Annotated in this window: 17 protein-coding genes and 1 tRNA gene; 11 read left to right on the forward strand and 7 right to left on the reverse strand. The window is 52.4% G+C overall.

The features are described from left to right. Positions 1 to 2: 2 nt before the first annotated feature. Both CTZ24_RS15855 and CTZ24_RS15860 read right to left on the reverse strand, forming a co-directional pair. Positions 3 to 791, reverse strand: coding sequence for a phosphate/phosphite/phosphonate ABC transporter substrate-binding protein (locus CTZ24_RS15855; protein ID WP_208724027.1), 789 nt, complete (start codon positions 789 to 791; stop codon positions 3 to 5). Further along, positions 784 to 1,755 carry a fatty acid desaturase gene (locus CTZ24_RS15860; RefSeq protein WP_208724028.1) on the reverse strand — a complete coding sequence of 324 codons (972 nt, stop codon included), beginning with the start codon at positions 1,753 to 1,755 and terminating at the stop codon, positions 784 to 786. The genes CTZ24_RS15855 and CTZ24_RS15860 overlap by 8 nt, the downstream gene beginning before the upstream one ends. 219 nt (positions 1,756 to 1,974) lie before the next feature. Here CTZ24_RS15860 and CTZ24_RS15865 point away from each other — a divergent pair, with 219 nt between their 5' ends. Beyond that, a complete protein-coding gene (locus CTZ24_RS15865) occupies positions 1,975 to 2,997 on the forward strand; it encodes an LLM class flavin-dependent oxidoreductase (protein WP_021182731.1) in 1,023 nt (340 codons plus the stop codon). Between the two features lie 67 nt (positions 2,998 to 3,064). Here CTZ24_RS15865 and CTZ24_RS15870 read toward each other — a convergent pair whose 3' ends face one another. Beyond that, entirely contained in the window at positions 3,065 to 3,673 is a 609-nt protein-coding gene (locus tag CTZ24_RS15870) for a glutathione S-transferase (protein ID WP_021182732.1), read from the reverse strand. A 146-nt stretch (positions 3,674 to 3,819) separates the two neighbouring features. On the opposite strand from CTZ24_RS15870, the gene gcvA reads away from it, so the two are divergent. Both gcvA and CTZ24_RS15880 read left to right on the forward strand, forming a co-directional pair. Further along, positions 3,820 to 4,704: a transcriptional regulator GcvA gene (gene gcvA, locus CTZ24_RS15875; protein WP_208724029.1), complete on the forward strand. Its 885-nt coding sequence runs from the start codon at positions 3,820 to 3,822 to the stop codon at positions 4,702 to 4,704. 113 nt (positions 4,705 to 4,817) lie between these two features. Beyond that, positions 4,818 to 11,126, forward strand: coding sequence for a hypothetical protein (locus tag CTZ24_RS15880; protein WP_208724030.1), 6,309 nt, complete (start codon positions 4,818 to 4,820; stop codon positions 11,124 to 11,126). A 75-nt stretch (positions 11,127 to 11,201) separates the two neighbouring features. Here CTZ24_RS15880 and CTZ24_RS15885 read toward each other — a convergent pair. Continuing rightward, a tRNA-Asn gene (locus CTZ24_RS15885) sits at positions 11,202 to 11,277 on the reverse strand. 343 nt (positions 11,278 to 11,620) lie between these two features. On the opposite strand from CTZ24_RS15885, the gene CTZ24_RS15890 reads away from it, so the two are divergent. Continuing rightward, entirely contained in the window at positions 11,621 to 12,742 is a 1,122-nt protein-coding gene (locus CTZ24_RS15890; RefSeq protein ID WP_208724031.1) for a Gfo/Idh/MocA family protein, read from the forward strand. Between the two features lie 37 nt (positions 12,743 to 12,779). Here the strand turns inward: CTZ24_RS15890 and CTZ24_RS15895 are convergent, their stop codons facing one another. The 3 genes from CTZ24_RS15895 to CTZ24_RS15905 all read right to left on the reverse strand — a co-directional run bounded on the left by CTZ24_RS15895 (position 12,780) and on the right by CTZ24_RS15905 (position 15,715). Continuing rightward, positions 12,780 to 13,604 (reverse strand): glycosyltransferase family 8 protein, encoded by an 825-nt coding sequence (locus CTZ24_RS15895; protein WP_208724032.1) that lies wholly within the window; start codon positions 13,602 to 13,604, stop codon positions 12,780 to 12,782. Between the two features lie 18 nt (positions 13,605 to 13,622). Continuing rightward, positions 13,623 to 15,002: a D-arabinono-1,4-lactone oxidase gene (locus CTZ24_RS15900; protein ID WP_437180258.1), complete on the reverse strand. Its 1,380-nt coding sequence runs from the start codon at positions 15,000 to 15,002 to the stop codon at positions 13,623 to 13,625. Positions 15,003 to 15,076: 74 nt separating this feature from the next. Further along, the gene (locus tag CTZ24_RS15905; RefSeq protein WP_021182738.1) at positions 15,077 to 15,715 is read right to left on the reverse strand and encodes a TetR/AcrR family transcriptional regulator; all 639 of its coding nucleotides are present in this window, start codon (positions 15,713 to 15,715) and stop codon (positions 15,077 to 15,079) included. A gap of 192 nt (positions 15,716 to 15,907) precedes the next feature. On the opposite strand from CTZ24_RS15905, the gene CTZ24_RS15910 reads away from it, so the two are divergent. The 7 genes from CTZ24_RS15910 (at position 15,908) to tssM (ending at position 25,945) form a co-directional block, all read left to right on the forward strand. Beyond that, entirely contained in the window at positions 15,908 to 17,008 is a 1,101-nt protein-coding gene (locus CTZ24_RS15910; protein ID WP_302474896.1) for a methionine ABC transporter ATP-binding protein, read from the forward strand. After that, positions 16,989 to 17,645, forward strand: a complete 657-nt coding sequence (locus CTZ24_RS15915) for a methionine ABC transporter permease (RefSeq protein ID WP_036624884.1) — start codon at positions 16,989 to 16,991, stop codon at positions 17,643 to 17,645. The genes CTZ24_RS15910 and CTZ24_RS15915 overlap by 20 nt, the downstream gene beginning before the upstream one ends. Before the next feature lie 947 nt (positions 17,646 to 18,592). Beyond that, complete coding sequence (locus tag CTZ24_RS15920; protein ID WP_208724034.1) at positions 18,593 to 19,189, forward strand: SH3 domain-containing protein; 597 nt, start codon at positions 18,593 to 18,595, stop codon at positions 19,187 to 19,189. Positions 19,190 to 19,215: 26 nt separating this feature from the next. Next, entirely contained in the window at positions 19,216 to 19,707 is a 492-nt protein-coding gene (gene tssJ / locus CTZ24_RS15925) for a type VI secretion system lipoprotein TssJ (protein WP_021182742.1), read from the forward strand. 9 nt (positions 19,708 to 19,716) lie between these two features. Continuing rightward, positions 19,717 to 21,057, forward strand: coding sequence for a type VI secretion system baseplate subunit TssK (gene tssK, locus CTZ24_RS15930; RefSeq protein WP_208724035.1), 1,341 nt, complete (start codon positions 19,717 to 19,719; stop codon positions 21,055 to 21,057). A gap of 16 nt (positions 21,058 to 21,073) precedes the next feature. Next, positions 21,074 to 22,315, forward strand: a complete 1,242-nt coding sequence (locus CTZ24_RS15935; protein ID WP_021182744.1) for a DotU family type VI secretion system protein — start codon at positions 21,074 to 21,076, stop codon at positions 22,313 to 22,315. 3 nt (positions 22,316 to 22,318) lie between these two features. Then, positions 22,319 to 25,945: a type VI secretion system membrane subunit TssM gene (gene tssM, locus CTZ24_RS15940; RefSeq protein WP_208724036.1), complete on the forward strand. Its 3,627-nt coding sequence runs from the start codon at positions 22,319 to 22,321 to the stop codon at positions 25,943 to 25,945. The last annotated feature ends 10 nt before the right edge of the window (positions 25,946 to 25,955 follow it).

Below are 25,955 nucleotides of genomic sequence, written 5' to 3' on the forward strand. Positions count from 1 at the left end.
ACTTACAGCGCCGTCACGCCCCGCGTGGCGGCCTGCTGTTCCCACTGCAACACTTCATCGTAAAAGGCGCGATCCGGCGTAGCGAAGCCGCCGATCAGGCTGGTTGCGCACAGTTCCCGATAAGCCTCATCCTGCACCAACTGTGTCAAGGCGCTACGTAAGGCGGCCAGCGTCGGTTGATCGGTGCTGGCGGCGGTAATCAGCGGCAGCGCAGCACACAACGGCGTTTCACCAATAATCGTTAACCCGGCCAGCTCCTCGGGAAAATTGTGCAGCAACAATGCCCAGGTGATGCAATCAATGGCGGCAATATCCGCCTGCTGATGACGCAGGGCGGCCAGCGACTGACGATGGCTGCCGCTGAAACCTGTTTCGGCAAAGAATCTTCCCTGCTGCGCCAGCGGGGCCACCACGTAACGCAGCGAGTTGTAGCCGGAGTGCGAATCATCGCTGTTGCACACCGCCCGGCGACCACGAAAATCGGCCAGCGTCAGCGCTGCATCCTCGGCGCGAACCACCAGCCAGCTGCGATAACGCAAACCTTCACAACCCGGTGCGCTGGATTGAAATGCGCCCACCAGTTGCACATCCGGCAGCAGTTTTACCAATGGGTAGCCACAGGTCTGGCTCAGCAACAAGTCGTGATCGCGCCAGTGCGGCAGCAGATCGCTGTGCCACGCCACGCGGGCTGCCACGCCGCGCGCGGCCAGCAACTGCACCAGCGCATCCGTCAACGCTTCGGTGGTGGCATGGTTGATATCGTACATCGGTAAGGAAAACGTTTTAGTCATGGCGTACATCCTGTTTGCGAGCCGGGTGGACGTTAACCGCAATCGGTCTGGCCCAAAAGCGTTGCAGCCATTCGCCATAACCCGCGACGCGAAACCCCTGGTTGCGTTGGAAATAGTCCTCGCGATGAAGCAGGTAAACGCGACGCAGGCCATACCACGGCAGGCCCGGCAGATCGTGATGTACTGAATGATAGTTGAGGTTAAGGAACAGCACGCGCCACGCCAGCCCCGCTTCGTTATTCACCGAACGCGCCAGCGGTTCCTCCTCGGCGCGATGTTCATAGAAAGACCGGACTTTGGTCAGCGCCAGCGCCGGATAACTCACCGCCAGTACTAACCACAGCGGTGAATAACCCCATTGCGCCAGCCACCAGAACAACCCAGCCAACAGGCTGAGGTGAATCACCCACATGACGATGGCCTGCCTGTCACGCTGACGAAACGCCAGCAGCAGCGCTCGCAGCGTCGCAAGAATGTCCAGCAATGGCCCCAGCAGCAGCCGTCCGGTGAACGTATTACGCAGATGGATCACCCGGCGCTGCCAGGGCTGCAAGCGCGCCCAATGTTGCGGTGTCAGATAATAGCTTTCCGGGTCGTCATCGGGATCGGTCAGGGTGTGGTTACGATGGTGCGCCAGATGTGAATCGCGATACAGACCATAGGGATACCACACCGCCAGCGGCAGAGTGCCGAACAACTGATTGAGGCGCGGCCAGCGGGTAGGGTGGCCGTGGATCAACTCATGCTGCAACGACATATACCAGGTGGTAAAGATAATCATCAGCAACGTTGTCGGCAGCCAGCCAAGTTGTTGCCCGAAAAATAACGTGCCAAACCAACCACCATACACCGCCAGCATCAGCAGCCAGGTTGGCAGTTCACTGCGCCATAACCAGCTACGCGCCAGTTGATGAACCTGTTCACGTTGTTGTGCGTTGATATAGGCGGAAGAACCTTTGGGCATGATGGCGACATTGTCCTGCTGGCTGAAAGGGTGTCGCCAGACGATGCGGCAAGGTCAAAAAAAACACAAAGACCTTAATTTTCTTACTTATGTCGAAAAACTTGATGAAGCGGGTGAAAACAATTGGCTATCAGTACGGACGCGGCTGACGTAACCTTTCAGCATCGAAAACGACTTACTTACGCCGGGGCGTAACCCGCCCGCGAGGAGAACAGTTCCATGAAAAAGATTGGCTTTTTATCCTTTGGTCACTGGACGCCATCATCACAATCTGCCACCCGTTCTGCTCAGGATGTGTTGTTGCAATCTATCGATTTGGCCGTGGCCGCTGAAGAGTTAGGTGCCGATGGCGCATACTATCGCGTGCACCACTTTGCCCGTCAGTTAAGTTCTCCGTTCCCCTTGCTGGCCGCTGTGGGGGCGCGTACCAAAAGCATCGAGATTGGTACTGGCGTGATTGATATGCGCTACGAAAACCCGCTGTACATGGCGGAAGATGCCGGCGCCGCCGACCTGATCTCCAATGGCCGTCTGCAATTGGGTATCAGCCGTGGTTCGCCGGAGCAGGTGGTTGAAGGTTATCGCTACTTTGGCTTTAACCCGAAAGACGGCGAAAGCGATGCCGATATGGGACGTCGTCATACCGAGGAGTTGCTGGAAGTGCTGCGTGGTGAAGGCTTTGCTAAACCCAATCCACAGCCGATGTTCCCAAATCCACCGGGGCTACTGCGCCTGGAGCCTTTCTCTGAAGGCCTGCGTGAGCGTATCTGGTGGGGTTCCGGCTCGAACGCAACCGCCATCTGGGCCGCGCAGCAGGGGATGAACCTGCAAAGTTCAACGCTGAAAGATGATGAAACCGGTGAGCCGTTCCATATCCAGCAGGCGAAACAAATTCGCGCGTACCGTGAAGCCTGGCAGGCAGCCGGTCATCAGCGCACGCCGCGTGTTTCCGTCAGCCGCAGCATTTTTGCTCTGACCAATGATATCGACCGTGCCTATTTTGGTCGCAGCGGTCAGGATCAGGATTCCGTCGGTTTCCTCGATGAGAAAACCCGCGCTATCTTTGGTCGCAGCTATGCGGCAGAGCCGGAACAGCTGATCAAACAGCTGGCACAGGATGAGGCGATTGCCGAAGCCGATACGCTGTTGCTGACCATTCCGAACCAGCTTGGGGTGGATTACTGTGCGCATGTGATGGAAGCGATCCTGACCCATGTGGCACCGGAGCTGGGCTGGCGTTAACGCAAAAACGCGCCGCTACAAAATCCTGCGATATTTTATCGGTGCGCATTATGCGCACCTTCATTTTTTACACCGGCGGATAGTGGGCAAATAACGCGGTGTCTTCCATCTGCTGCGCCACCTGCTGCAAACGCGGATAATGTTCTGCCGGCACCACCTGCGGAATAATCGACTGAATAAATCCCCAAATCACCGCGCTGCTGATCGCCACCTGATCCGGCTGTTGCGGATTGATCTCGCGTTGTTCCAGCTCGGCATTCCAGGCTTTACAGGCCGTCAGCAGTTGCTGTGTCACGCGGTCGAGCCACGGTTGATGCTGCTTCTCTTCTGGTCGTAGCGTGCATTCGTACTGGAACTGCACCGCTTTATCACTGGCGGCCAACGCCAGCCCGAGAATCTGGGTATCTTTAGCCAGCGCAGTCGGCGCTGTGGGAAGCAACTTGCGGGACGTAGCGGCCTGGCTTTCCAGATAGTGCAGAATCAGCGACGAATCCATCAGCGTGCTGCCATCGGCCAGCACCAGCGTGGGGGCTTTGACCACACCATTAATCTGCGCGAACTGATCAAAGTGACGAAACACCGACAGCGACTGATGTTCAAACGCCATGCCGTAATGCGCGAGGGAAATTGCCACGCGGCGTACATAAGGGGAATCCAGCATACCAATCAGTTTCATCATGACTCCTTGTAAATCCTCAGTTTCTTTGCCCAGACAGTACCCCAGCCGCCGTGATTCAGCCAGCGACGCTTTCTAAGCGTTTTTGTTAGTAAAACTTACGCTTATTGTGGCAGGCTTAGGTTTTCATTATGTGAGGAACGGTGATGGCAGATTTCCCCCCGGTTGCCAGTCTGCGTAGCTTTGAAGCGGTAGCGAGACTGGGTAGCGTTACTCTGGCGGCGAAAGAGTTGCATGTTACCCATTCGGCCATCAGCCAGCAGATTAAAGCGTTAGAAGATCTGTTGGGGGTACGCTTATTCACTCGCCAGGTCCGCGGAGTACAGATTAACGAAGAAGGGCGGTTATATGCGATGCAGATCCGTGAAGCGCTGGGGCGTATTGCCGATGCTACGCGTCAGGTGCAGGTCAAACCGCGGCGCGCCGAACTTAGCCTGGCGGCGGTGCCTTCGTTCGCCAGCCACTGGCTGATGCCGCGGCTGCCACGTTTTCGTCAACGTTTCCCCCATATTCATCTGCGCTTACAGGCCAGCTTGAGCGTCAACGATATGCAGCAGGCCACCACCGATATCGCCATTCGTATGGGTAAAGGTGACTGGGCTGGCGTCAACAGTCAGCTATTGTTTGCCGATACGCTGCTGGTGGTGGCGTCACCGCAGTTTAATGGCGGTAATCTGCCGCAGACCCCACAGCAAATTGCCGCCAGTGAACTCCTTTTTACCCTCGAATCCTGGGATAACTGGTGCCAGGCGGCGGGATTGAGCCAACCGATAGTACCGAATGGCCTGGTTACTAACGATTCAAACCTGATATTACAGGCGGTACGACTTGGACAAGGTATCGCGCTGGAACGACGATCGCTGGTGCAGGACGCGCTGGATCGGGGGGAAATGGTGCAACTCAGCCCGTTCAGCGTGGATTACCCGTGGCCGTATTGGCTGGTGACGCGTAAGGAGAGTGAGAAGCGCGAGGAGGAGACGGCGTTTATTAGTTGGCTGATGGAGGAAGTGGCGCATTTCATAAATAACTAATTGAAAAATCACGATACGACCAGGGGGGATGCTTTATATTCGCGGCGGCATCGATTCTGTTTCCAGCAGGATGCAGGAAATTAACATACCGCCATTCCAGAAAGGAAACCTCAATGATTGATACTCAATCCGCCACGCAAAAACCGATAAACCGCCCATCTGGTGCCGATCTTGATAACGGGAGGATAAATTATAGCTGGGGAAATTGCCTCTCCGACCTCGCTACCTCGCTGGTCAGGCCGGTGTCTGACGCCTGCTCATTGATATCTCTACCCCGCTCGGCATGCGACCTTGGACTGGGCATGCTAAATAACATCACCTATTTTCTCGCCCATCCGGCTTTTCTTAGTGGCTCGACGACGGCCCCGGTTCCTGGCGCTATTATCGGGGTAGGGGCCAACGTGCTGGCATCCGGGTTACACAGAACTAAAATACGCGACGTACAGTCTTTTATTGACCGTCTGCCCGCCTTGTACCGCTACTGTTTAAAGGATCGCAAGAAACTTATCGGCACGTTGGAGAGGATCATGGACGGACTTCAGCCACCTGAAGAGCGTGTTGCCAACTCCGGTGGAAAGCCGTGTGGTGAAGACGGGCGAAATGATAGTCAACAATTTGAACGCCATAAAAACAATATTAAAAGTCTGATCCGTTTTCTTCTCTATCCGGAATTTGAGTTGCTGGAACTGGTAGATCGGGTGTTTTCTTTGAGCGATACGCCGCAAAAAACCGTGTCGGTTGACGAAGTCGCTTTCCGTGCGAGAAACGCACTGGATGTACTTAAGGAGCGCAAAGAATGGGTAGAAAAATTTTTATCATATGTCACTGCGTTAAATAAGCTGCCGTTAAGATCAGAACTCATCCAATCTCAGCGGCAAATGAAAAATGAGAGGGAGCTGGCGGCGTCAAAAGAGGCATGGAACACCTTTACAACGGAGTGGTTTCGGTTGGCCGAAGTGTTAAGAAATATTCTGCTCGGGCTGACCGATTTACGAACGCATAGTAATCCATTGCTTCCGCTATTAGAGGATGCTTTACCGCTGACAAGTCATGCGACCGGGAATGTTTGGGAGCAATTACTACAGGATAATTGTGGTAAGCCTGCGCTGCATACATCCCAGTATCTGTTTGCGAGTGATAAAAACCATAAACCAGTCAAAGATGATATATTTCCGGAGTTTGATCCAACACCTGAACCCAAACGGGCTGCCATTCAGCGGAAACCGGAGCAGGACGCTCCGACGAGGCGGGATGGCGTCTCATTATCGCCACTGATTCAGAGTTTGACCGACAGTATTTCCACGACATTTCGCGGCATTGAAAACATAAGTTTATTCCCCCTGTTCTTACCGCTGGTGGAGGGGGCCGGGAAGGAGAGTGATTTAATCACGACGCAAATACCAGATGACATATGGCTACAACATCCAGAACTGCTACCAGACAGGTCCAATACTACCACAACAGGCGAAACCACCCCATTATTACGGAGGCTCAACAACCAGCTTTCTATCAGCGTTAATGGATCCTTAACTGAAACATCAACGGAAGAGAAAATAAAATCAATTATCTGGCAAGACTTTCTGGCTGCCCCTCCCGTTACCAAGATGTATGAATATAATTTATTATATAAGCATTCTGAAAATATGAGAATGCTCAGTTTGCAGGATAATATAATAAATGGCGAGGATGTTACCGTTGAGAATTTACTTAACGCATATGCGGGTGTCTGTAATAATGCACTGAGTCAAGGTTTGACTGACGTTAATCAGTACGAGTTCAGTTTATTTGTTCGCACTCTGGTTAGAGGCGGTGATTTTGCCGTTTCACCAGAACAATTGATGACTAAAATCCTAAGTCTTCCTGATAAAAAAGAATGGCTGGCCAGTCTGTTTTTTAGCAGTCTTATCAAGGTTGATAAAGATATTATAACTTATGCTATGGACTCTTTTTATCAAAGAATAAAAGGTGATGTTAAAATATCCGATCTTCACTCAATAAAAGAAGCGGTATTATCATCATTGCCTGCTAGCAAATCTTCACCATCGCCGGGGGATACGAATGCTATAAAACATTCCCGACATCAAAACGAACAAGCTGAAAAGTTCAGACGGTTAAGTCGAACACAACTGGCGGCAATCAGGCAGATTATTGACCATAAATTAGCTGATCTGTTCCCGCTGGCAAATGTTAACTTGACTCATGGGGGGCAAACAGAAAATCATCCCTATCTTAATTACCGCGTACTTTCTCTTGAAGGTATTATGCTGAATTTTGGTGCAGCCTGCGCTAAAACCTATGACCTTTCTCTCTCAGTGAATGAAAATCCAGTTCAGTTGCAGTTTATTGCCTTGCTGACTCTGCTTCATGCCGACCCTGAATTTATGCCGCCAGATAGCAAGGATTATTTTAAATTGTATGATGAAGACCAAATCACAACATCTGCGGTGACAGAAAATAATATTAAGATTAATGAGGTTGCGTCATCATTTAGAGGATTAGGTAAGTTATTAAAAGATCTGAAACAGGTTTATCATTTAAGTAATAAACTCTTCTCCGCGCATTTAGATTTTGCTGTTGCAATGAACGCATCAGACGAAAGCAATGATGATGCTAAAAAATTAACGTTAATAAAAGAAAAGTTTTCGAGGGAGTTTGTTGAGACATGTGAACATATTCTGTCTTCGCTGCCGATGGAAGCCAAAAATTACATTGAGAAAGCAGTCTCCGCTGGCACGCTCAGGGTCAAAGTAAATCGATTAATCATCAGTGTTAATGGCAATAAAAATAATGTTCCGTTAAATGCGGGGACTATTATCACTGTTCAAAATTTAGAGGGTATTATCACCCGCGCGTATCTGTTGAGTCCCTCGATGATGATCACCGATATGGTTAACTCCGGCATATGTGAGATCCCTGTTTCATCCCTTGAAATAAAAGATATCAGTAAATACGTCGAGCAGCATTCCCTCTTCTTTATTAATAAGTTTATCCCACATATGATGCATAAAAACAAAGCGGAGGATTATAAGTTTGCCATCCCTCAAGTTAAATTGATCAAACCCTTGTCGATTGCAGGATCTAACTGGACATCTCAGGTGTCAAATTTTACAGCAGAAAATATTCATGTTGTCTATCAAGCTGTTCAGGAGGAATTGCCTGAAATACTGCCTCAGGCTGAAGCATTTAAGTGGTTTAATATTCAGCCTGAAGTGGCCCCTTTATTTCCTCTATTGCCGCAAGATGGCAAGTATGAAGAAAATAACGATGAGGCATTAAACAAATTAGACAATCTTTTAAATCAACTTCTTGGTTTTATCCCATTCGGAAGTTGTGTAAACTCAGTTGCGGATCTGATAAAGATAACAGAGATTGCAAAAGAAGAATCTCAGAAAAAAATAATATTTATCAATAAAGCAGAAAAATTCAAAGTGTTGAAAAACGACACGGGGAAGGCGCCAATAGAGATAATAAGTAAGCCAGATGCTGGACCGCTTCGTATACAAGAGATAACCTCATCCACCAATGAGGGGCTGGACGAGGCGAAAGTGGCACTGGCTAATGATGGGATAGGTTGCATAGCCGACTTTATGTCATTGGGTACGGAGAAAGCGGTGCAGGATTTGCAACAAATTGCAGAGAAGGCACTAAAAAGAATCGTATTGAAGCATGATCTTCACCAGGAAAATGGCCCACGGAAGGTCAATGAATTCACGCCATTTAAAAATCATAAAGAAAATACCTGGGGAAATAAACTTAAACAGCATGAGGCGCTTGCTCCTTTTGTCAAAGAAGTATCACCGGATAAAAAACCACAGACAGATACCTTCAATCTGGATAATATACCGCAAGATCATATTTATAGCGGAATTATTTATAATGCACCTGATGAATCCTTAACCATTGTTTTTAAAGTTGGCAATGATGAAAGGATGTATTCTGTCGAGGGTGCAGGGAATTTACTTGCCAGAAAATCAGATGGCTATCAGCTAAGATATTGGCGGGAAAAGATATCAGGTAAACAACTGGATAATATAGCCGGTAAATTCTTAGGTGGTCATGCAAAAAAAGAAGACCTTAAGCAGGCGGTAAAAGAAGAAATACAGTGGAATCATCTGGACAGCTACGCTGTGCCGGAGGGTGCTTTTGGCACGGCTTTTTCTCAAGTCGAAAAATTAGATAACAGCCCGGATATTTATTTTGATAAAAAATCAAAAGATTATTTCCTGAACAGGAATGATGGGTATATCAGGCTTGAAAAAAACAGCCCGGAGAATATTTTTAATGCGGTGGGTGAAAATGCCCCGCCTGACTTCAATGTACAAATAAAGGTAGAGCAGGATGGTAGTTATCGAGTTATTGATGATAGCCGGATCAAAGTCAGGACGATCGATGCGGCATTACATGCACTGAAAAAAACACATCAGGATAAACCCATTTTCAATAATGATATTTTTCTGTCAATGATTGGGCCAGATGAAACGTTAACCATGACCCAAACCCATGTTCTGCTATCACCTTATCAGTATGGTGATCTTTCGGAAAATGCGGTGAGATTTATTCAGGTACTTGAGGATAAAAATGGAGGGTTGCATTATCGTATTGGACCAAACGAAGAGGGGCGTTTTGTTCCATTAGATGCTGAACAGAGCGCCTCTGTGGGTAAGTTCTGTCGTGTTAAGAAAAGAGCGGGAACCCGTAAAGAGGGTTGCGTGCAAACGCAGATCGGTCAAAAAACGCTGTCGAGTGATACGGCACAACGCGTAAAGGAGCTGGATGATCTCTATCAGGCCCGTGATGAGTACAGAAATAGTGAATCGGAAACCTTTAAGATTTTGCAAAGTTATCAGCGGATAGATGAGCTAAAATCCGAGATAAATATAGATGATGATATAAAGTCGCTTATTGATAAGCATCGTGATCTGGAAGGCGCTGGTGTGGTGGAGAATTGGTCTGACAATGACTTTTTCTCTTCCATTGTTGATGCGGGTGAGTATTTTCTGATAATTGGCAATAATTTCTGGAAGAAAGTTGTTAAAAAAAGTCATGCGAATGAAAAGGAATTGGCTGAGAAAATTTCAGACATTACTCAGACTCTGGTCGATGCGAAAGCAAATAACAAAGAGCACGACTTCGTTTCGCGAAGAAAAGAATACAAGGATAAGTACTTAAAAACTGAAAATGAAATATGGGACAAAGCCTTATCAGAAGTGAATACCAGGGGAGCCGACTACAAAATTGATGGTAAACAAATTGTACATAACGAAAACACGAATTCATTGTATAAAAAACTGGGGCGTGCCTCTGATGAAACATTTTCGAGTGAGTATCCAGAAATAAAAACCATCATCGATGATGGTGTTAAAAAAACCAGAGAGATAGCCAAAGACGCTTTGGCTAATGGAAAAAGCGAACAAGATTTTTGGCGTTATTTCACCGAGTTAACCGGTATTGACCCCAGGGATTTATCACAGGAAATGCGGATTGATATAGAAGATAAGTTCTATGGTATTACTCAACTTTCTTCTGAGTTAACGCTGGAAAATATTGAGGTGCTTGAAGAGTTTAGTGTTCTTACCTCGCATCATTTACACGAGAAATCAACAAACCCACTGCGCAAAGAGATGGAGATATTCGGCAGTCACATCCACGGCTTTGTTGAGGGGGGCGACTATCCCATTCATATTGCGGTCAATAGCATTAAACTCAAAGAGCTGCCGGAAACGATAATTCATGAAACTGGCCATCTTCAGGGAGATGAGTTTTTTGACAAGGAAATTTATACCGATCTGGAAACAAATATCGCGTCTGACAGGAAACAAAACCTCCCGGCGCTGGTTAAGATATTGTGCCATTCTCCGCTCGCATTAGCTAAATACCTGAAGTCAATTGGCGAGAGTGTCGGGATTGTCTTTCAAAAGGTAGGGCGTTCTGTCCTGGAGGAACTCAATTACAGGAATTCCGAATTGGCAGATTTGGTGGGTTACGGCGCAAATGAAAACCTAGCACAGATTAACGAGCATGCCTCCAGGATAACCGAACTCGAAAAAGCGCTAAATGACCTTGCGAAGGTGGTCCGATCCCATGATTTTAATCACGAATCAATTGATAACCTCGTCAGGTTCATGTCTGAAGCGGGTAACGCACAGCATCGGGCTGCGGGATTGATAATGCATCCCGATATTTTCGCTGCAATGGTTCAATATATTGCCGCCCCTGCGCGCGTTAAGAGGTCGGTTGAGACAGACAGCAGCCAGGATAATGACGCGACTCTGTTTAGCAAGATGGTGACAGTTGGGTTGGCTAAACGGGTGTTCACCACTCAGCTACAGCCCCGGAATTTGACTCATGGGGAAGCCCTGCTATCGGTGAATTTCTTCAACTCACCTTCTTTAGAGACTTCGACAGTAACGGCGCAGGCGTAATCTACATCACGCGATAAATCGCGCCGCTACAGGCAAAAAAAAAGCAGCCTTTTCAGGCTGCTCTTTCTTCGAATTTGGCTCCTCTGACTGGACTCGAACCAGTGACATACGGATTAACAGTCCGCCGTTCTACCGACTGAACTACAGAGGAATCGTTTGAACGGGGCGCATAGTAACGAGCGAGCCGCGGCTTGTCAAAGCCCTTTTGCACAAATTGTTCTGACTGCTGAAGAAAGCAGCATTCTCCCGGTCTGTGGGAGAAAAATCCCGGAGCGGGTCTTGCAGGAAAATGGAACATCCCATCCATAAAGGAGATAAATGGCAAGCTTGATTGTGATGGCAGTCACTAACTCTATGAAAAATTACATTCTGATTTGTCGTTTTTGTCAGATTCATCGCATGCATGATCACAGATATTTCATTTGGCCGTTGTGGCTGTTAAGGGTGAAATTTATATTCCGTATCACTTCTTCTGTGAACCCAGGATGTGCAGTATGAACAAAGTCAGAATCGGCATGATTGGCAGTGGTTACATCGGTCGTTGTCACGCAATCGCTTATGCGCAGGCACCCACGGTATTTGCCCTGAAGGGTGAAATCGTGCGTGAGATGCTGGCGGAGGTCAATCCGGCGCTGGCGGCCAAACAGGCGGCAACCTTTGGCTTCGCGCGTTCAACCGGTGACTGGCGTGAGCTGGTGCGTGATCCCAATATTGATGTGGTGGATATCTGCGCCCCCAACTTCCTGCACAAAGAGATGGCGCTGGAAGCGATCCGCAACGGTAAACATGTCTATTCCGAAAAGCCGCTGTCGCTCTCTGTCGCCGATGCGGAAGAGATGGTGCAGGCTGCGCAGCAGGCCGGGGTAAAAACCCTGGTAGGCTTCAACTATATGAAAAACCCGACCAGCCAACTGGCACGAGAAATCATTGCCCGTGGTGAAATTGGAGATGTGGTGCATTTCTACGGTACCCACAACGAAGACTATCTGGCGAAAGCGGAAACGCCGCTCGACTGGCACTGCCAGAAAGCGCTGGCGGGGCTGGGCGCACTCGGCGACCTCGCAGCGCATATCGTCAATATGGCGCACTATCTGGTGGGCGATATCGCAGAAGTCAGTGGCGATATGATGACGGTCATTAAGCAACGCCCGGACCCGAAAGATGCCAGCCGCCTGTTGCCGGTAGAAAATGAAGATCAGGCCAGCGCGCTGCTACGCTTCAAAAATGGTGCGCATGGCGTATTTGAAACGTCGCGTATCGCCTGCGGCAGCAAAATGGGGCTGACCTATGTGGTGACCGGCACCAAAGGCACGCTGCGATACACCCAGGAGCGAATGGCGGAGTTGGAACTCTATATTCACGATGATCCGGCCGGACGTCAGGGTTTTAAAACCATTCTCACCGGCCCGGCGCATCCGGATTATGCCAACTTCTGCGTTTCAGCCGGACACGGTATTGGTTTTAACGATCAGAAAACCGTCGAAATTCGTGATCTGATTAACGGCATCGCCGCAGGTGACCGGATGTGGCCAGACTTCGCGGAAGGATTACAGGTTCAGAAGGTGCTGGAAGCGGTGGCGATATCTGCCACCGAACGACGCTGGATGACCGTATAATATTCTGCGTTGCCCAACGGCGCGTTCAAGCGCGCCGTCAGGTCGCCATCTGCCACCACAACTTATCCAGCGCATAGTAGCGATCGCGTTCCATCTCCGGTTGATACAAATCGCGTTTCCACGGTTTCGCCAGAATATAATGCAGATTCTTAACCTCTTCGGCGTGCCACAGCTCAGGATGCTGGAAAGGTAAGGTCTTTAACGCGTTGTAGATATAAGGCAACGGCAACCAGCGCCCGGCAAACACCTCATTCAGCAAATCCTGCTCGGAAAACGGGTAGCGGCGCAAATCGTCAATGGCGGCAACGTTCTCCTGCAACTGCCGGAAGACCGCCATATCAGGTTTCAACACCAAAAAGCCGCCATTGAGATACAGATCGACGTTGGCGGGGGCAGGTTGCTGGCGCTCCTGCCAGGTGTAGTGGCAATGCTCTGGCTGCCAGCTGGCGGGATAGCTGGCAATTTGATTCGGGTTGCAGCGACAGGCATGGCAGGCGGCGAGGGCATATTCACCCAAATCGAGGGTGAACAGTTCGTCCATATTGCGCAGTACCAGCATATCGGCGTCGAGAAACACCACGCGCTCGCAGCCGGTCAATTCCCAGACCCGCAGCTTGCTCCACACCTCGCCAAACTGCGCCGAGGCATAGTGCTGCGCCAGATCGCTTCGCGGTGTCAGCGGCACCACCGGATGAATGACGCAGCCCTCGGCCTGCAAGGCTTCACGCGTCGTCTGGTCAATGGCATCGGTGACCATCACCACCAGCGGCCAGCGGCTGGCGCTTTTTTTCAACGAACGGTGCAGCGCGTGCACGCCCACCAGATAATCGGGTTGTGTTAATAAAGTGACCCAGGCAAACATACTTTCCTCTCGTCAGGCTTAATCGAAAAGGGCGGTAACGTAGTCGTTGCTGAAACGTCGCTGTGGATCGAGCTGCTGGCGCACCGCGCGAAAGGCATCCCACTGTGGATAGATATCCCGCCAGGTGTAACGCTGCGGATCGTAATATTTTCCCCAATGGGGGCGGCCACCCTCAGCCGCGAGCAGCTTTTCCACTTCAGTAAGAAAATGCAGGCCTTCCTGCGATAGCGAACCGTCGTCGGCGTAGTACACCACAAAACCAAAAAAGCAGGTGGGCTGTTGATACGCCGGGCTGAGCCATGCCGACGATGGCCCGGTACAGCGCAGAATAATCGGGTAATGCATATGTGGATGTTTTGCCGCGTACCATGCTTTAATTTTCCCGATGACAGCGGGCGTTCGCGCCAGCGGGACACCAATCTCCACATTGATCTGCGGCACCGCAATGCCACGGCAAAATAACTGATAGATATCGCCGCTGATGTCGGTGAAGTCGCGAAAACGCGTCACGGTGCGGAACTGTTTACCCCCTTTGCCGTGAATCTGCGTATCGCGATGCATCTGGGCCAGCGTCTGGTCGATAGTTTCATTCAGGCTGCTGTCGGTCCCCTCGCCATGTTCAATCACTTCACGCTGGTTGGCGTAGTAACGTTGTTGATCCTGGGGATTGGCTTCTTCGGCATTCCACACATGCAGCAGATTGTCGTCAACAAACCACCAGGCTTTGCTCAGTTCGTATTGCTGATTCCAGGTCAGCAGATCCTGACCGAGGTTGTCAGCCGTAACGGCATATTTATGGCAGGTAAACAGGCGAAAAGGGCGGGTGCGTAACGTGACGGCTGTGATAATGCCTAATGCGCCCAGCCCCACCTGTACAGCAGAAAAATCGGCATCATCACGGGTGAACTCCCGCAGGCTGCCATCCGCCAACACCATGCGAATGCGAGTCGCTTCGTCAGCCAGTGAACTTTGATCCAGCCCCTGACCGTGGGTGCCGGTTGACATCGCACCCGCCAGAGTCTGGACCGCAATCACGCCCGGCGAGGAGGCCAGCATGCGATCCATCCCTGTCAGGGTGGCATAGATCTGCTCCAGTTGGGTGCCAGCGGCAAAGGTGACGCTCTCATCATCGACAGCGATCACCCCCTGCATTGCGCTGAGATCCAGTAGCAGATCCTGTGCCCCGACGCCCAGCATCCGGCCTGGTGACAGACGGCTGCCGAGCACGCGTACTTTGCCTGTGGTCTGACGTAGCAGCTGTTGTAATTCCGCTTCGCAGGTTGGCCGCTGTAGCTGGGCACGCAGACCGACGACGCTATTTTGCGCCCAGTTCCACAGACGGTTTTCGTTATCGATGTTGGCGGTGTGGCGTAAAGGATAAAGGTGGGAATCTTTCACTACGGCGTTCCTTAGTCTGAGGTCTGTGATGGTCCCATTGACTAAAGCGTAGACCATCACAGCGCAGCCGCAGACTAAGGGGCTTTGCGGATATAGCGGAGCGTGGCGGTAACCGCCAGTTGGCGATTGCGGTGGATACTCTCCTCTTCACTGTTATCCGGGCTAAACAGCGCGTTAAAGGTATAACGGTTGGAGACATGATGGACGCAGATGCTGCTTATCAGGCGATGCACATCAATGGTATTCACGCCGGTGATAAAAATGCCCTGCTGTTGCCCGCGCGACAAAATGTCATCGAGCAGGTCGAGGGCACTTTTATTCAGCGCTTTAATACGTTCTGATTGGGTGATGTAGCGACCGCGCAGCAGGTTTTCGGTGCAGACCAGCCGCATAAAATCCGGGTGCGAAACGTGGTAATCGAAACTGGCTTCTACCAGTTTGGTCATCGCCTCTTCCGGGGCCATCGCCGCGAGATTCAGCCCGGTTTCATGCTGACGAATCGCCTGATAAACCTGCTCCAGCACCTCGATATACAACTTCTCTTTATTAACGAAGTGATAGACCACCATACGTTTGGTGGTCTGAGCGTGTTCAGCAATCTGCTCCAGCCGTGCCCCTTGCATACCGAATTCGGCAAAGGTTTTCAGTGCGCCAGCAAGGATGCGTTTCTTCAGCCCTTCAGGGTCATTTTTACGTTTGGTCGTTTCTGACATAGTGCTCAATAACAAGGTGCGAAAAGGTGATGTTAGCACAGCATGCCGGGTGAAAACGTAAGGCTGTGCGCTTTATATGCTTTTTGTGAATAACAATTCTGAAATCGAGATTAAGTGATAATAAGTCGCTGCGTATACTGCGCTGATTCCCGGCCCGCGAGCCGGGCCATGCGCGCCCGATGCAGGTGAACCATGACACTACTCTTTCCCGATGACATTTCATTATCGCGCCGTGCGGCCACGGATACGACAGATATTGTGCACCGTGCACCGGTGGTGGTTAACGTACGCGATCTTTCTCGTACGTTTGGTGCAACTCATGCGCTGCGCAAACTCTCTCTGACCGTCAATCAAGGCGAAATCCTCGGTATTATCGGCCGCAGCGGTGCCGGGAAATCGACGCTGATTCGCTGTCTTAACGGCCTGGAACAGCCGGACGAAGGCGTGATTGAAATCGAGGGGCGTGCGATCAGTGGGTTGTCGGAACAGGACCTGCAAGCGGTACGTAGCCGGGTTGGCATGGTGTTTCAGCACTTTAATTTGCTCTCGGCGAAAACCGTGGCGCAGAACGTGGCGTTGCCACTGAAAATTGCCGGTGTGGCGAAAGCACTGCGTCAGCAGCGTGTTGCGGAGTTATTGCAGCTGGTGGGGTTGTCCGATAAAACGGATCACTATCCGGCGGCACTGTCGGGTGGTCAGAAGCAGCGCGTGGGGATTGCCCGGGCGCTGGCGGGAAAGCCCGCGTTGCTGCTGTGCGATGAGGCGACCTCAGCGTTAGATCCTGAAACCACCCGCTCCATTCTGGGGTTGCTGAAATCTCTTAATCAGCAACTTGGCATCACCATTCTGTTGATCACCCATGAGATGGAGGTAATCAAATCCGTCGCGCATCGGGTCGCGGTGATCGACGCCGGGGAAATTATTGAAAGCGGGCCGGTATGGCAGGTATTCGCCCATCCGCAAACCCCACTGACACAAACGCTGCTGCGCGGTTTGCTGCCCCAGTTGCCGGAAAATCTGGCGGCGCGTCTTCAGCAACAGCCTGTCGGTGAAGCCATTTATCGCGTTGATTTTGCTGGTGAAGATGATCAGGGCGATTTACTGACGCGCCTTGCAACGCGCTGGCCGGGGGCATTCCGTTTATTGCAGGGTGGGGTAGACCACATTCAGCACTACGCGGTAGTCCGTTTCTTTATTGCGCTGCCGCAGGCGCAACAGCAACCCGTCATCAGTTGGCTGCAACAGCAGCAGGCACAAGTGGAGAGAATCGGCTATGTCACCGGTAATGATTGATTTAATGCTTAACGCCATTGGCGAAACCTTGCTGATGACGCTGGTTTCTGGCTTGTTTTCACTGGTTGCCGGGCTGCCATTGGGTTTGATTTTAGTGGTGACCAGTCCCGGTGGCATTGCCGAACACCGGCTGATTAATCAGGTGCTGGGGATCATCATCAATGGGTTTCGATCCTTACCCTTCATTATTCTGCTGGTGGCGCTAATCCCGTTTACCCGTTTTCTGGTTGGCACGTCGCTGGGAACCTGGGCGGCGATTGTTCCGCTGTCGATCACCGCGACGCCTTATTTTGCCCGTGTAGCGGAAGTGTCCTTGCGCGAGGTGGATCGTGGCCTGATCGATGCTGTGCGTGCTATGGGAGCCAGTAAATTGCGTATTGTCTGGGAAGTGTTAGTACCGGAAGCGTTACCGGGTATTCTGGCGGGATTCGTCGTTACGTTGGTGGCGTTAGTGGGTGCCTCCGCGATGGCCGGGGCGATTGGTGCCGGTGGCCTTGGGGATCTCGCGATTCGCTACGGCTATCAGCGTTTTGAAACCAACGTGATGCTGGCGGTGATCGCGGTGCTGATCATTCTGGTATGCGGTATTCAGTGGCTGGGCGATCGACTGGTGGCAAAAGTGGATAAGCGTCATTAATGACGATTTCCTCGTAATGGCGCGATAAATCGCGCCATTTTTTTATGCCTGTTCCGTTCATTCTGGTGTAAACCCGGTATTCATTCCATTCCCTTCACATTCAAGCTGCATGTTTCTATCTAAGAGACAGGTCGAAATTCTGCCATTTACAGACATAACTATGTCCCTTTTTGGTTTTGTAAGTATAAAAACCTGTCTTACCTGACATAACTCAAATTGAGTAAATGCGTACTCAATCAGGACCACTTTTTTTGTGAAATTTTATGAATTTTAGATGTGTGAATTTTCATTATTAGTAGCAAAATTCTTATTAATTGCATCATTTTTTAAGACGATTCTGATTTTGTCTGCCTAAAACGAGGTAAATTTCCATTAGAATTATTTGTTAAGTAATGTTTATGGATGTTTCCAGGAATACCGCACGTTGATATTTTGTCAGGCTTATGTAAACCTTTGCCCGATGTTAACACATGGATGATGATTTATGCTCACGGGCGGGTTTTACCAGGCTCGTGCGGTAGCTATGATGCTACAGAATGATCATAACTAATTGATTTAGATCGATTGTGATCCATGTTGCTCGCGATTAATATTCGTCACGACTTTTGCACCCTGATTGAGCGGTCTTATAAGGCAGGGTGGATTTCAGACCAGGAATGTCATAAGTAAATCTTGTGCACGCTGCTTTACCCCCTATTGAGTTGCAGATATTGATCACTTTAGTGAATGTTTTATAACTGCATATCAACCCCCTCCTGGTCTTACGCTCCCTTTTATTGCATCTGAAATACTTAATTGGAACTGATCAATTTTAAGCAGACATTTGGTCAACAGATTCCGATAAATAGTGTGGTCAATTTTCTAAATGGTCCTGATTGCATCGGTTCGCCCGGCATTCAGTGATTTATTTTGCTAACAACCGGCCAATGGCCATTTTTTAGAGATTAATGGAACTAAACATGAAGAAAATGGTGAATCTCCGCATTGCGTTAAGCCTGCTGTTTGTCTTTGTTGTTGCAGGTTGTAAAGCGCCACCACCCATCACTGACGACAACCTGGTGACCAGCACTGTTGACGGTGTAACCCTGGTCCACCGTCATGCGGTCAATCCGCCTGCGCAGTTCAGTCCTGTCAATGACGCCTATCGCGCGCTCTACCCGACTTCGGTGATGACGCGCCCTGACTACGGCGGCAAAGTGGTGACCACGCTGAAAACCGGTGAAACCTACACGGTCCTTGGCATGGTTGAGAACAATTGGCTGGCGATTGGCGAGCAGGCGCAGCAACAGCAACAGGCCGAAGCCGCACCGACAGAAGGGCAGAAAACCGCGGCTGCGCCAGCAGCAGCCACGCCAGCTGCGGCCCAGCTCACTGGTTATGTCCCGTTCCGCGCTCTGGTGAAAAGCGATCTCTACGATCAAACCCTGAAAGCCGATCAGCCGAAACGTCGGGTGCGTACCGCAAAGAAAAAGACCTGCGTGTCGGTCGATGGCGACAGCAAAGCCTGTCAGAACGGTAACAGCGGTACCTGGATCATCAACTAATCTCGCTAAACATGGAGGGACAGGTGATGTTGATAAGTCGCCTGAGAAAGTGGTGTTTGCCGCTGTTCGTCCTGTTACTGGCGGCATGCAGTAGTAGCCAAACCTCAGTAGCGCGCTACAACCTGCATTTCCAGGCGCATCCGCAAATCAATGCGGGTGCGCCGCTCAAAGTTCGGGTGATGCTACTCACCTCTGACGCCGCATTTATGTCTGCCGACTTCTATTCACTACAAAACCAGCCGGGGGCAGTGCTCGGCGCTTCACTGCTCAATAACCAGGAATTCTTCCTGAGAGCAGGGCAACTCAGTAACACGCTCAGTGGTAAGAGTCTGGCCGAAGCCCGCTTCATCGGCATCATGGCGGAATATCAGACGTTGGACGGCAAAGTCTGGCGTCTGGCACTGCCCTTCCCGGACGGGGATGACAGTGCGTTCTGGCAGTTCTGGAAAAGTAACGATGGTGAGCTGAATGCCAGCATTGTGGCGGATATCAACGGCCTGCGCCTGGTTAAGCAGTAAAGGATGATTATGAACAGAGCCGAAAAGGTGGTGTGGACGGAAGGTATGTTTCTGCGCCCGCATCACTTCCAGCAGTCGGAAAATTTTCTGCACAGTACCTTACGGGAATGGGGCCAGTCCCAGCGTGTCTACACCTGGGGATTTTTTGACGTTGAATTTGATGACGCGCTGCTGCGCCAGGGCAAGCTGGCATTGAGTGCGGCCAGTGGTTGTCTGCCGGATGGCACCTTCTTCGCCTTCAGTCAGCCACAGCAGGGGCCGGCTCCTTTGGATCTGCCGGACAATGTTGATCGGGCGAAAGTGGTGCTGGCGATCCCGACGCGACGCAATGGACGCGAGGCCGTGACCTTTCAGGATGCGTCGGACTCGCTGGCGCGTTATCTCGCCTGGGAAACGGAGGTCGAGGATGACAATGCGTTGGCCGTTGGCGCGGCCACGGTGCAATTCGGTAAATTGCGCCTGCGTCTGATGCTGGAGCAAGACCTCACCGCCGAATGGACCGCGATGGGTGTGGCGCGGGTGGTGGAAAAGCGTAGCGATAACCATGTTCGTCTCGACAGTGATTACATTCCGCCCATGCTCACCCTGACCGGAAACCACGGGCTGCAAAGCATGCTGAACGACCTGCATGGCCTGATTCAGCAACGCAGCCAACAACTGAGCCAGCGCACGCCTGGTACCGGGCGATTCAACAGCGCTGATATGGTCGATTTCATGCTGCTGGCGCTGTTAAACCGGCAGCTTGGTCTGCACGCGCATCTGCAAACCTTACCGTTGCTGCACCCCGAATCCCTGTATAGCCACTGGCTACAACTGGCGTCAGAGCTATGCACCTGGTCGCCCGCCCGCACGCCTGACGCCTTCCCGCGTTATGACCATGACGATCTACATGGTTGCTTCATGCGGTTGACGTTGCAACTCCGGCAGGGGTTGTCGCAGGTGATGGAAGAGAGCGCGATTCAGTTGCCGCTGACGCAACGATCACACGGGCTGAATGTGGCCACGGTACCGGAGAGCAGCATGGTGCGCGAATTCGGCTTTGTGCTGGCGGTGAAAGCCAGCGTACCCGCCGATGCGCTAAAAACCCATTTCCCGGCGCAGATGAAAGTCGCGCCCGTCACCAAAATTCGCGATTTGGTGCAGTTGCAGTTACCTGGCCTGTCACTGATCGCCATGCCGGGTGCGCCGCCACAAATCCCGTGGCATGCGGGCTACAGCTACTTTGAACTGGATAAAAACAGCGAGCTGTGGAAGGAGATGGAGCGCTCGGGAGCCTTTGCACTTCATCTCGCCGGTGAATTTCCAGGCCTGAATATGGAGTTCTGGGCCATTCGCAGTCAGTCAGAATAATCAAAACTGAGCACGCATGATGCAGCCACAACAGAAACCGAATAGTGATGCCGCGCAGCCCGATGTTAGCCACCAGAATGTGTTGGTGGCAGCGGCAAATCCGCTGATTAACGCCATCCCGCAGATCCGGCACTCCGTTTCCCATGACGATCCCGCGCGTCTGCGTCAGCAGTTAATTGACCAGATCCGTCGCTTTGAGCTGAGCTGTCAGCAGTCTGGCCTGAGTTATGAAGTGATCATTGGTGCGCGTTACTGCCTGTGCACCGCGCTGGATGAAGCCGCCGCGCTGACGCCGTGGGGTAGCCGTGGCGTCTGGACCAGCAACGGTTTGTTGGTCACCTTTCACAATGAAACCTGGGGTGGGGAGAAGTTTTTCCAGTTGCTGGCAAAACTGTCACAAAATCCGCGTCAGCATATCCTGCTGCTGGAGTTGATCTACTTTTGCCTGCTGCTGGGTTTTGAAGGGCGTTACCGGGTACTGGACAACGGGCGTTCGCAGCTGGAAACCATCAAACAACGGCTGTTACAGATGATTAAAAGCGTCCGCGGCAGTTATGCGGCGGCGCTGTCGGTGCATCCGACCGATCAACCGGTGCTGCGCAAGCTGTGGCGTCCGATGATTCCGCTGTGGGCCTGTGCCGCAGTGGCCGCGCTCGGTGCCTGCCTGTTCTATATCATTCTTAACTGGCGACTGGGAGATTACACCACGCCGGTGCTGGCTAACATTTATCAGACCTCATTACCGGAAATGCAGATCCGTAACCCGGCACCGCCGCCACCTGCCGCGCTCAATCTGAAAACCTTCCTCAAACCGGAAATTGATGCCGGTCTGGTGGCAGTTCGCGATGAAGCCGATCAAAGCGTGGTGACGTTGAAAGGGGATGGCTTGTTTACCTCCGGTGCGACCACGGTGCGTGGCCGTTATGAAGCGGTTATCCAGCGTATTGCGGCGGCGATGAACAACGTCAGCGGCAAGATTCTGGTGGTGGGCTACAGCGATAACGTGCCGATCCGCAGCGCCCGCTTTGCCTCCAACTATGAACTCTCTCTGGCGCGCGCGCAGTCGGTTCAGACCTTGCTGCAACAGCAATTGACCCAACCGGCGCGCGTTAAAGCGGAAGGGCGCGGCGAAAGCAATCCGCTGGTGCCGAACACCAACGCCGAGAACCGTGCACGCAACCGTCGTGTAGAAATCACGCTGCTGGTGGCACCGGATGCAACGCACGCTGAACTTAACGGCCTGGCGAGAGGGAACTAATCCATGCTGAATCTGCTTTTTGCCGTGCTGACCAGCCGCCTCGCCTGGGGTTTTGTCGGCATCACGGCGCTGTCATTTATCATCTGGGTCATTGGCCCGGTGTTCTCGATTGTCGATTCGCGGCCACTGGAGCCGGAACAGAATCGCGTGATCAGCATTGCCTTGCTGTATCTGGTGTGGGGGTTAAGCCAGGCGATACCTCGTTTCTACAACATGTGGCTCAATCGTAAGTTGATGTCGAGCCTCGAAACCCCACAGTCGGACGTGCCCGATCAGGATCGCAAACGGCTGACCAACGAGGAACAGGTGCTGGCGAGCCGTTTTGGCGAAGCCACGGAGATGCTAAAGAAAGCCCATTTCCAACGCCATCACAGCAAAGGAACACCGTTCTGGGCGCAACGATTCAGCCGCCAGTATCTCTATCAATTGCCGTGGTACATGATCATCGGCGCACCCGGAGCCGGGAAAACCACCGCACTGGTCAACTCCGGCCTGCAATTCCCGTTGGCTGACAAGTTGGGTAAGGCGGCGCTGCGTGGCATTGGCGGTACGCGTAACTGCGACTGGTGGTTCACCAATGAAGCGGTACTGCTGGACACTGCCGGGCGCTACTCCACCCAGGAGAGTCAGCAGGAGCGCGACGCCAGCGAGTGGCACCACTTTCTTGCGCTGCTGTGCAAATATCGTGGTCGTCAGCCGATCAATGGGGTGATCGTCACCCTGAGCGTGGCGGATCTGTTGAGCCAGACACCGGAAGCGCTGCGTAATCAGGCTTTGGCGTTACGTCAGCGCTTGATGGAGTTACATGATCGTCTCGGTATCCGTTTCCCGGTCTATGTGCTGGTCACCAAGGCGGATTTGTTAAAGGGCTTCCGCAGCTATTTTGCCGGGCTGGATAAAGCACAGCGCGAGCAAATCTGGGGCTTCACCTTTCCCTGGGCGCAAGCCTCCACCGCCGATTTCGAACTCAGCAGCCAATTTCAGCAGGAATATTCGCTGCTGCAACAACGTCTGGATGCCGGATTAGCCGATACCCTGCTGGGAGAGAGCGACGCCCAGGCGCGCGCAGAAAGTTATCTGTTCCCGCAGGAGTTTGCCGCATTACGTCCGTTGCTGGCCGAGGCGCTGGAAACGTTATTCGCCCGCTCCGATTTCGAAACCCAGTTCGCACCACGCGGCATCTACTTCGCCAGTGGCACGCAGGAAGGTTTGCCGTTTGACCGCGTGATGGGGGAATTGACCCGTGCGCTCCATCTGCCGGGGCAACAGCAGGGTGAATCAGGCCGCTGGGATCAGGTGGGGAAAGACGCGCCGATTCCGCCTGGCAAGGGACAAAGCTTCTTCCTCAAGGACATGCTGGAAGATGTCGTCTTTCAGGAGTCCGGGCTGGCGGCCAGCAATCGTTGGTGGGAGCTGCGCAATCGCGCCGGTTTATGGTCTGGCTATCTGGCGTTATTGGTGGTGGTGGTGATTGCCGGGGCGTTATGGCTCACCAGTTACAGCAAAAACAAAGCCTATTTGCAGGAGATGGCGGCAAAAACGCCGCAGGTTGAGCAACTGGGTGAACAGCTACAACGCCAGGGAACCGGCGATCTGTTTGCGCTGGTGCCTTATCTCAATACGCTGCTGCATTTGCCAGAGAGTAAAGACTTTTCATTGCAGGACCCGCCACTGACGCGTCGTATGTGGTTGTACCGTGGTACTGAAGTGAGCGATGCCAGTCAGGCGCTGTACAACAAAGCGTTGAAGCAACTGTTGCTGCCCCAGGTGGCGCAAAACATCACCCGCTGGCTGCGTAATGACAACGGCAGCGATGCAGACTACAGCTACGAGGCGCTGAAGGCGTATCAGATGCTGTATCAACCGAAGCATTATGACGGCAAGTTCCTGCACGCCTGGTTGATGTTGAATATCTCGCGTGAGCTGCCGCAGAACGTGACTCAGCAGGAAGTGAAGCAACTGGCATGGCATCTGCAACAATTGCTGGAGACACAAATTCAGTCCTCGCCCTATGCGCAGGATGATGCGCTGGTAAAGCGCGAGCAGGCGCTGATTAATCAGATGCCGCTATCACAGCGCGTTTACGGACGCCTGAAGCGCCTGCTACAACGTGATGGCAGCTTACCCACCGTCAGCCTGGCTGCACTGGGTGGTCCACAAAGCGAGTTGGTGTTTTCGCGCAAAAGCGGTAAGTCGGTCAACGAGGGTGTCTCTGGCCTGTATACCCCGGAAGGGTACTGGCAGCACGTCGACAAACAGATCGCGCCGGTGACGCAGGCGCTGTACCAGGATGATGGCTGGGTGTTAGGTGGCACGACGCAACAGGAGAACAGCCAGCAGACCGATTTGGCGGTACGCCAGCTTTATATGCAGGATTACATTCGCCAATGGGAGCAGTTCCTCAGCGATATCCAGCTCAACAACAGCGCCGACCTCGCACAGCGTATCAACACGGCCCGCTTGCTCTCCGGCAACCATTCGCCGTTGCGCCAGTTGGTGATTAACCTGAGTAAAGTGCTGACGCTGACGCGCGCGCCAGCCGATGACAAAGCGGAACAGTCAACGCCGCCAGCCTCAGACAACAGCGCCACCCGCACCTTGCAGGCGTTGTTCAGCGCGCCCAAAGCCAATGCAGCGCAAAGTAGCGGCGGCGCGGCACCGGAACAGGTGGTGGGCGCGCATTTTGCCTCGATCATCGAGCTGGCGCAGCCGTTGCAGCAGGGCAGTAAAGTGCTGGCGGTGGACGATTTTCTGCACCAGATCGACGATCTGTATCGTTACCTGACTGCGGTGCAGGATGCCGCCAACAGCGGCATGCCACCGCCATCAAGTGATGCCATCAGCCGCGTGCAGGCCAGCGCCGGTCGTTTGCCGGGTACCTTGCAAAACATGGTCTCCAGCATGGCGGTAGGGGCCAGTTCGGATGCCCAGCGTCGTGATATGGATAACGTGCGCAAACGCATCCAGATGGAGGTGGGGAGTTTCTGTCAGCAGGCCATCGCCGGACGTTATCCGCTGGTGCGCACCGGCCGCAACGAAGTGACGCCCGACGATCTGGCGCGCATGTTTGCGCCGGGAAGCGGCCTGATGGACAGCTTCTTCCGCGACAACCTGGCGAACAAGGTCGATACCACCCATGCCGCGTGGCGCTTTACGCCGGGGATTGACGGCAAAACCTTACCGGGTGGCGAAGCGCTGCTGCGACCGTTCCAGCAGGCTCAGTCAATCCGCGATGCATTCTTCACCAATGGCGCGACCACGCCATCTTTCCGCGTCACCCTGCGCACGGTGAAAATGGATAACGATATCCTCACCCTGACGCTGGATGTTGACGGACAAATTCTGCGCTACAGCCACGGTCCACAGGCCGTGCAGATGGTCAACTGGCCGGGGCCGGGGGGGACCAGTCAGGTCAGGATGCAGCTTGGTTTAACCAACGGCACCACCTCAACGCTCATCACCAGCGGTCCCTGGGCGTTAAATCGCTTTTTTGATCGCGCCCGCGTGTCGCAAGCGGGTGGTTTGACCCGTGAAGCCAGTTTTAACGTCGAAGGACATCAGGTCACGCTGTCATTTACCCCCGGCAGCATTCGCAACCCGTTCCAGCTTCCCGCTTTTAGCTGCCCCTGAATCGGAGCCT

It is taken from the genome of Pantoea phytobeneficialis (genome assembly GCF_009728735.1).
Classification (GTDB): domain Bacteria; phylum Pseudomonadota; class Gammaproteobacteria; order Enterobacterales; family Enterobacteriaceae; genus Pantoea; species Pantoea phytobeneficialis.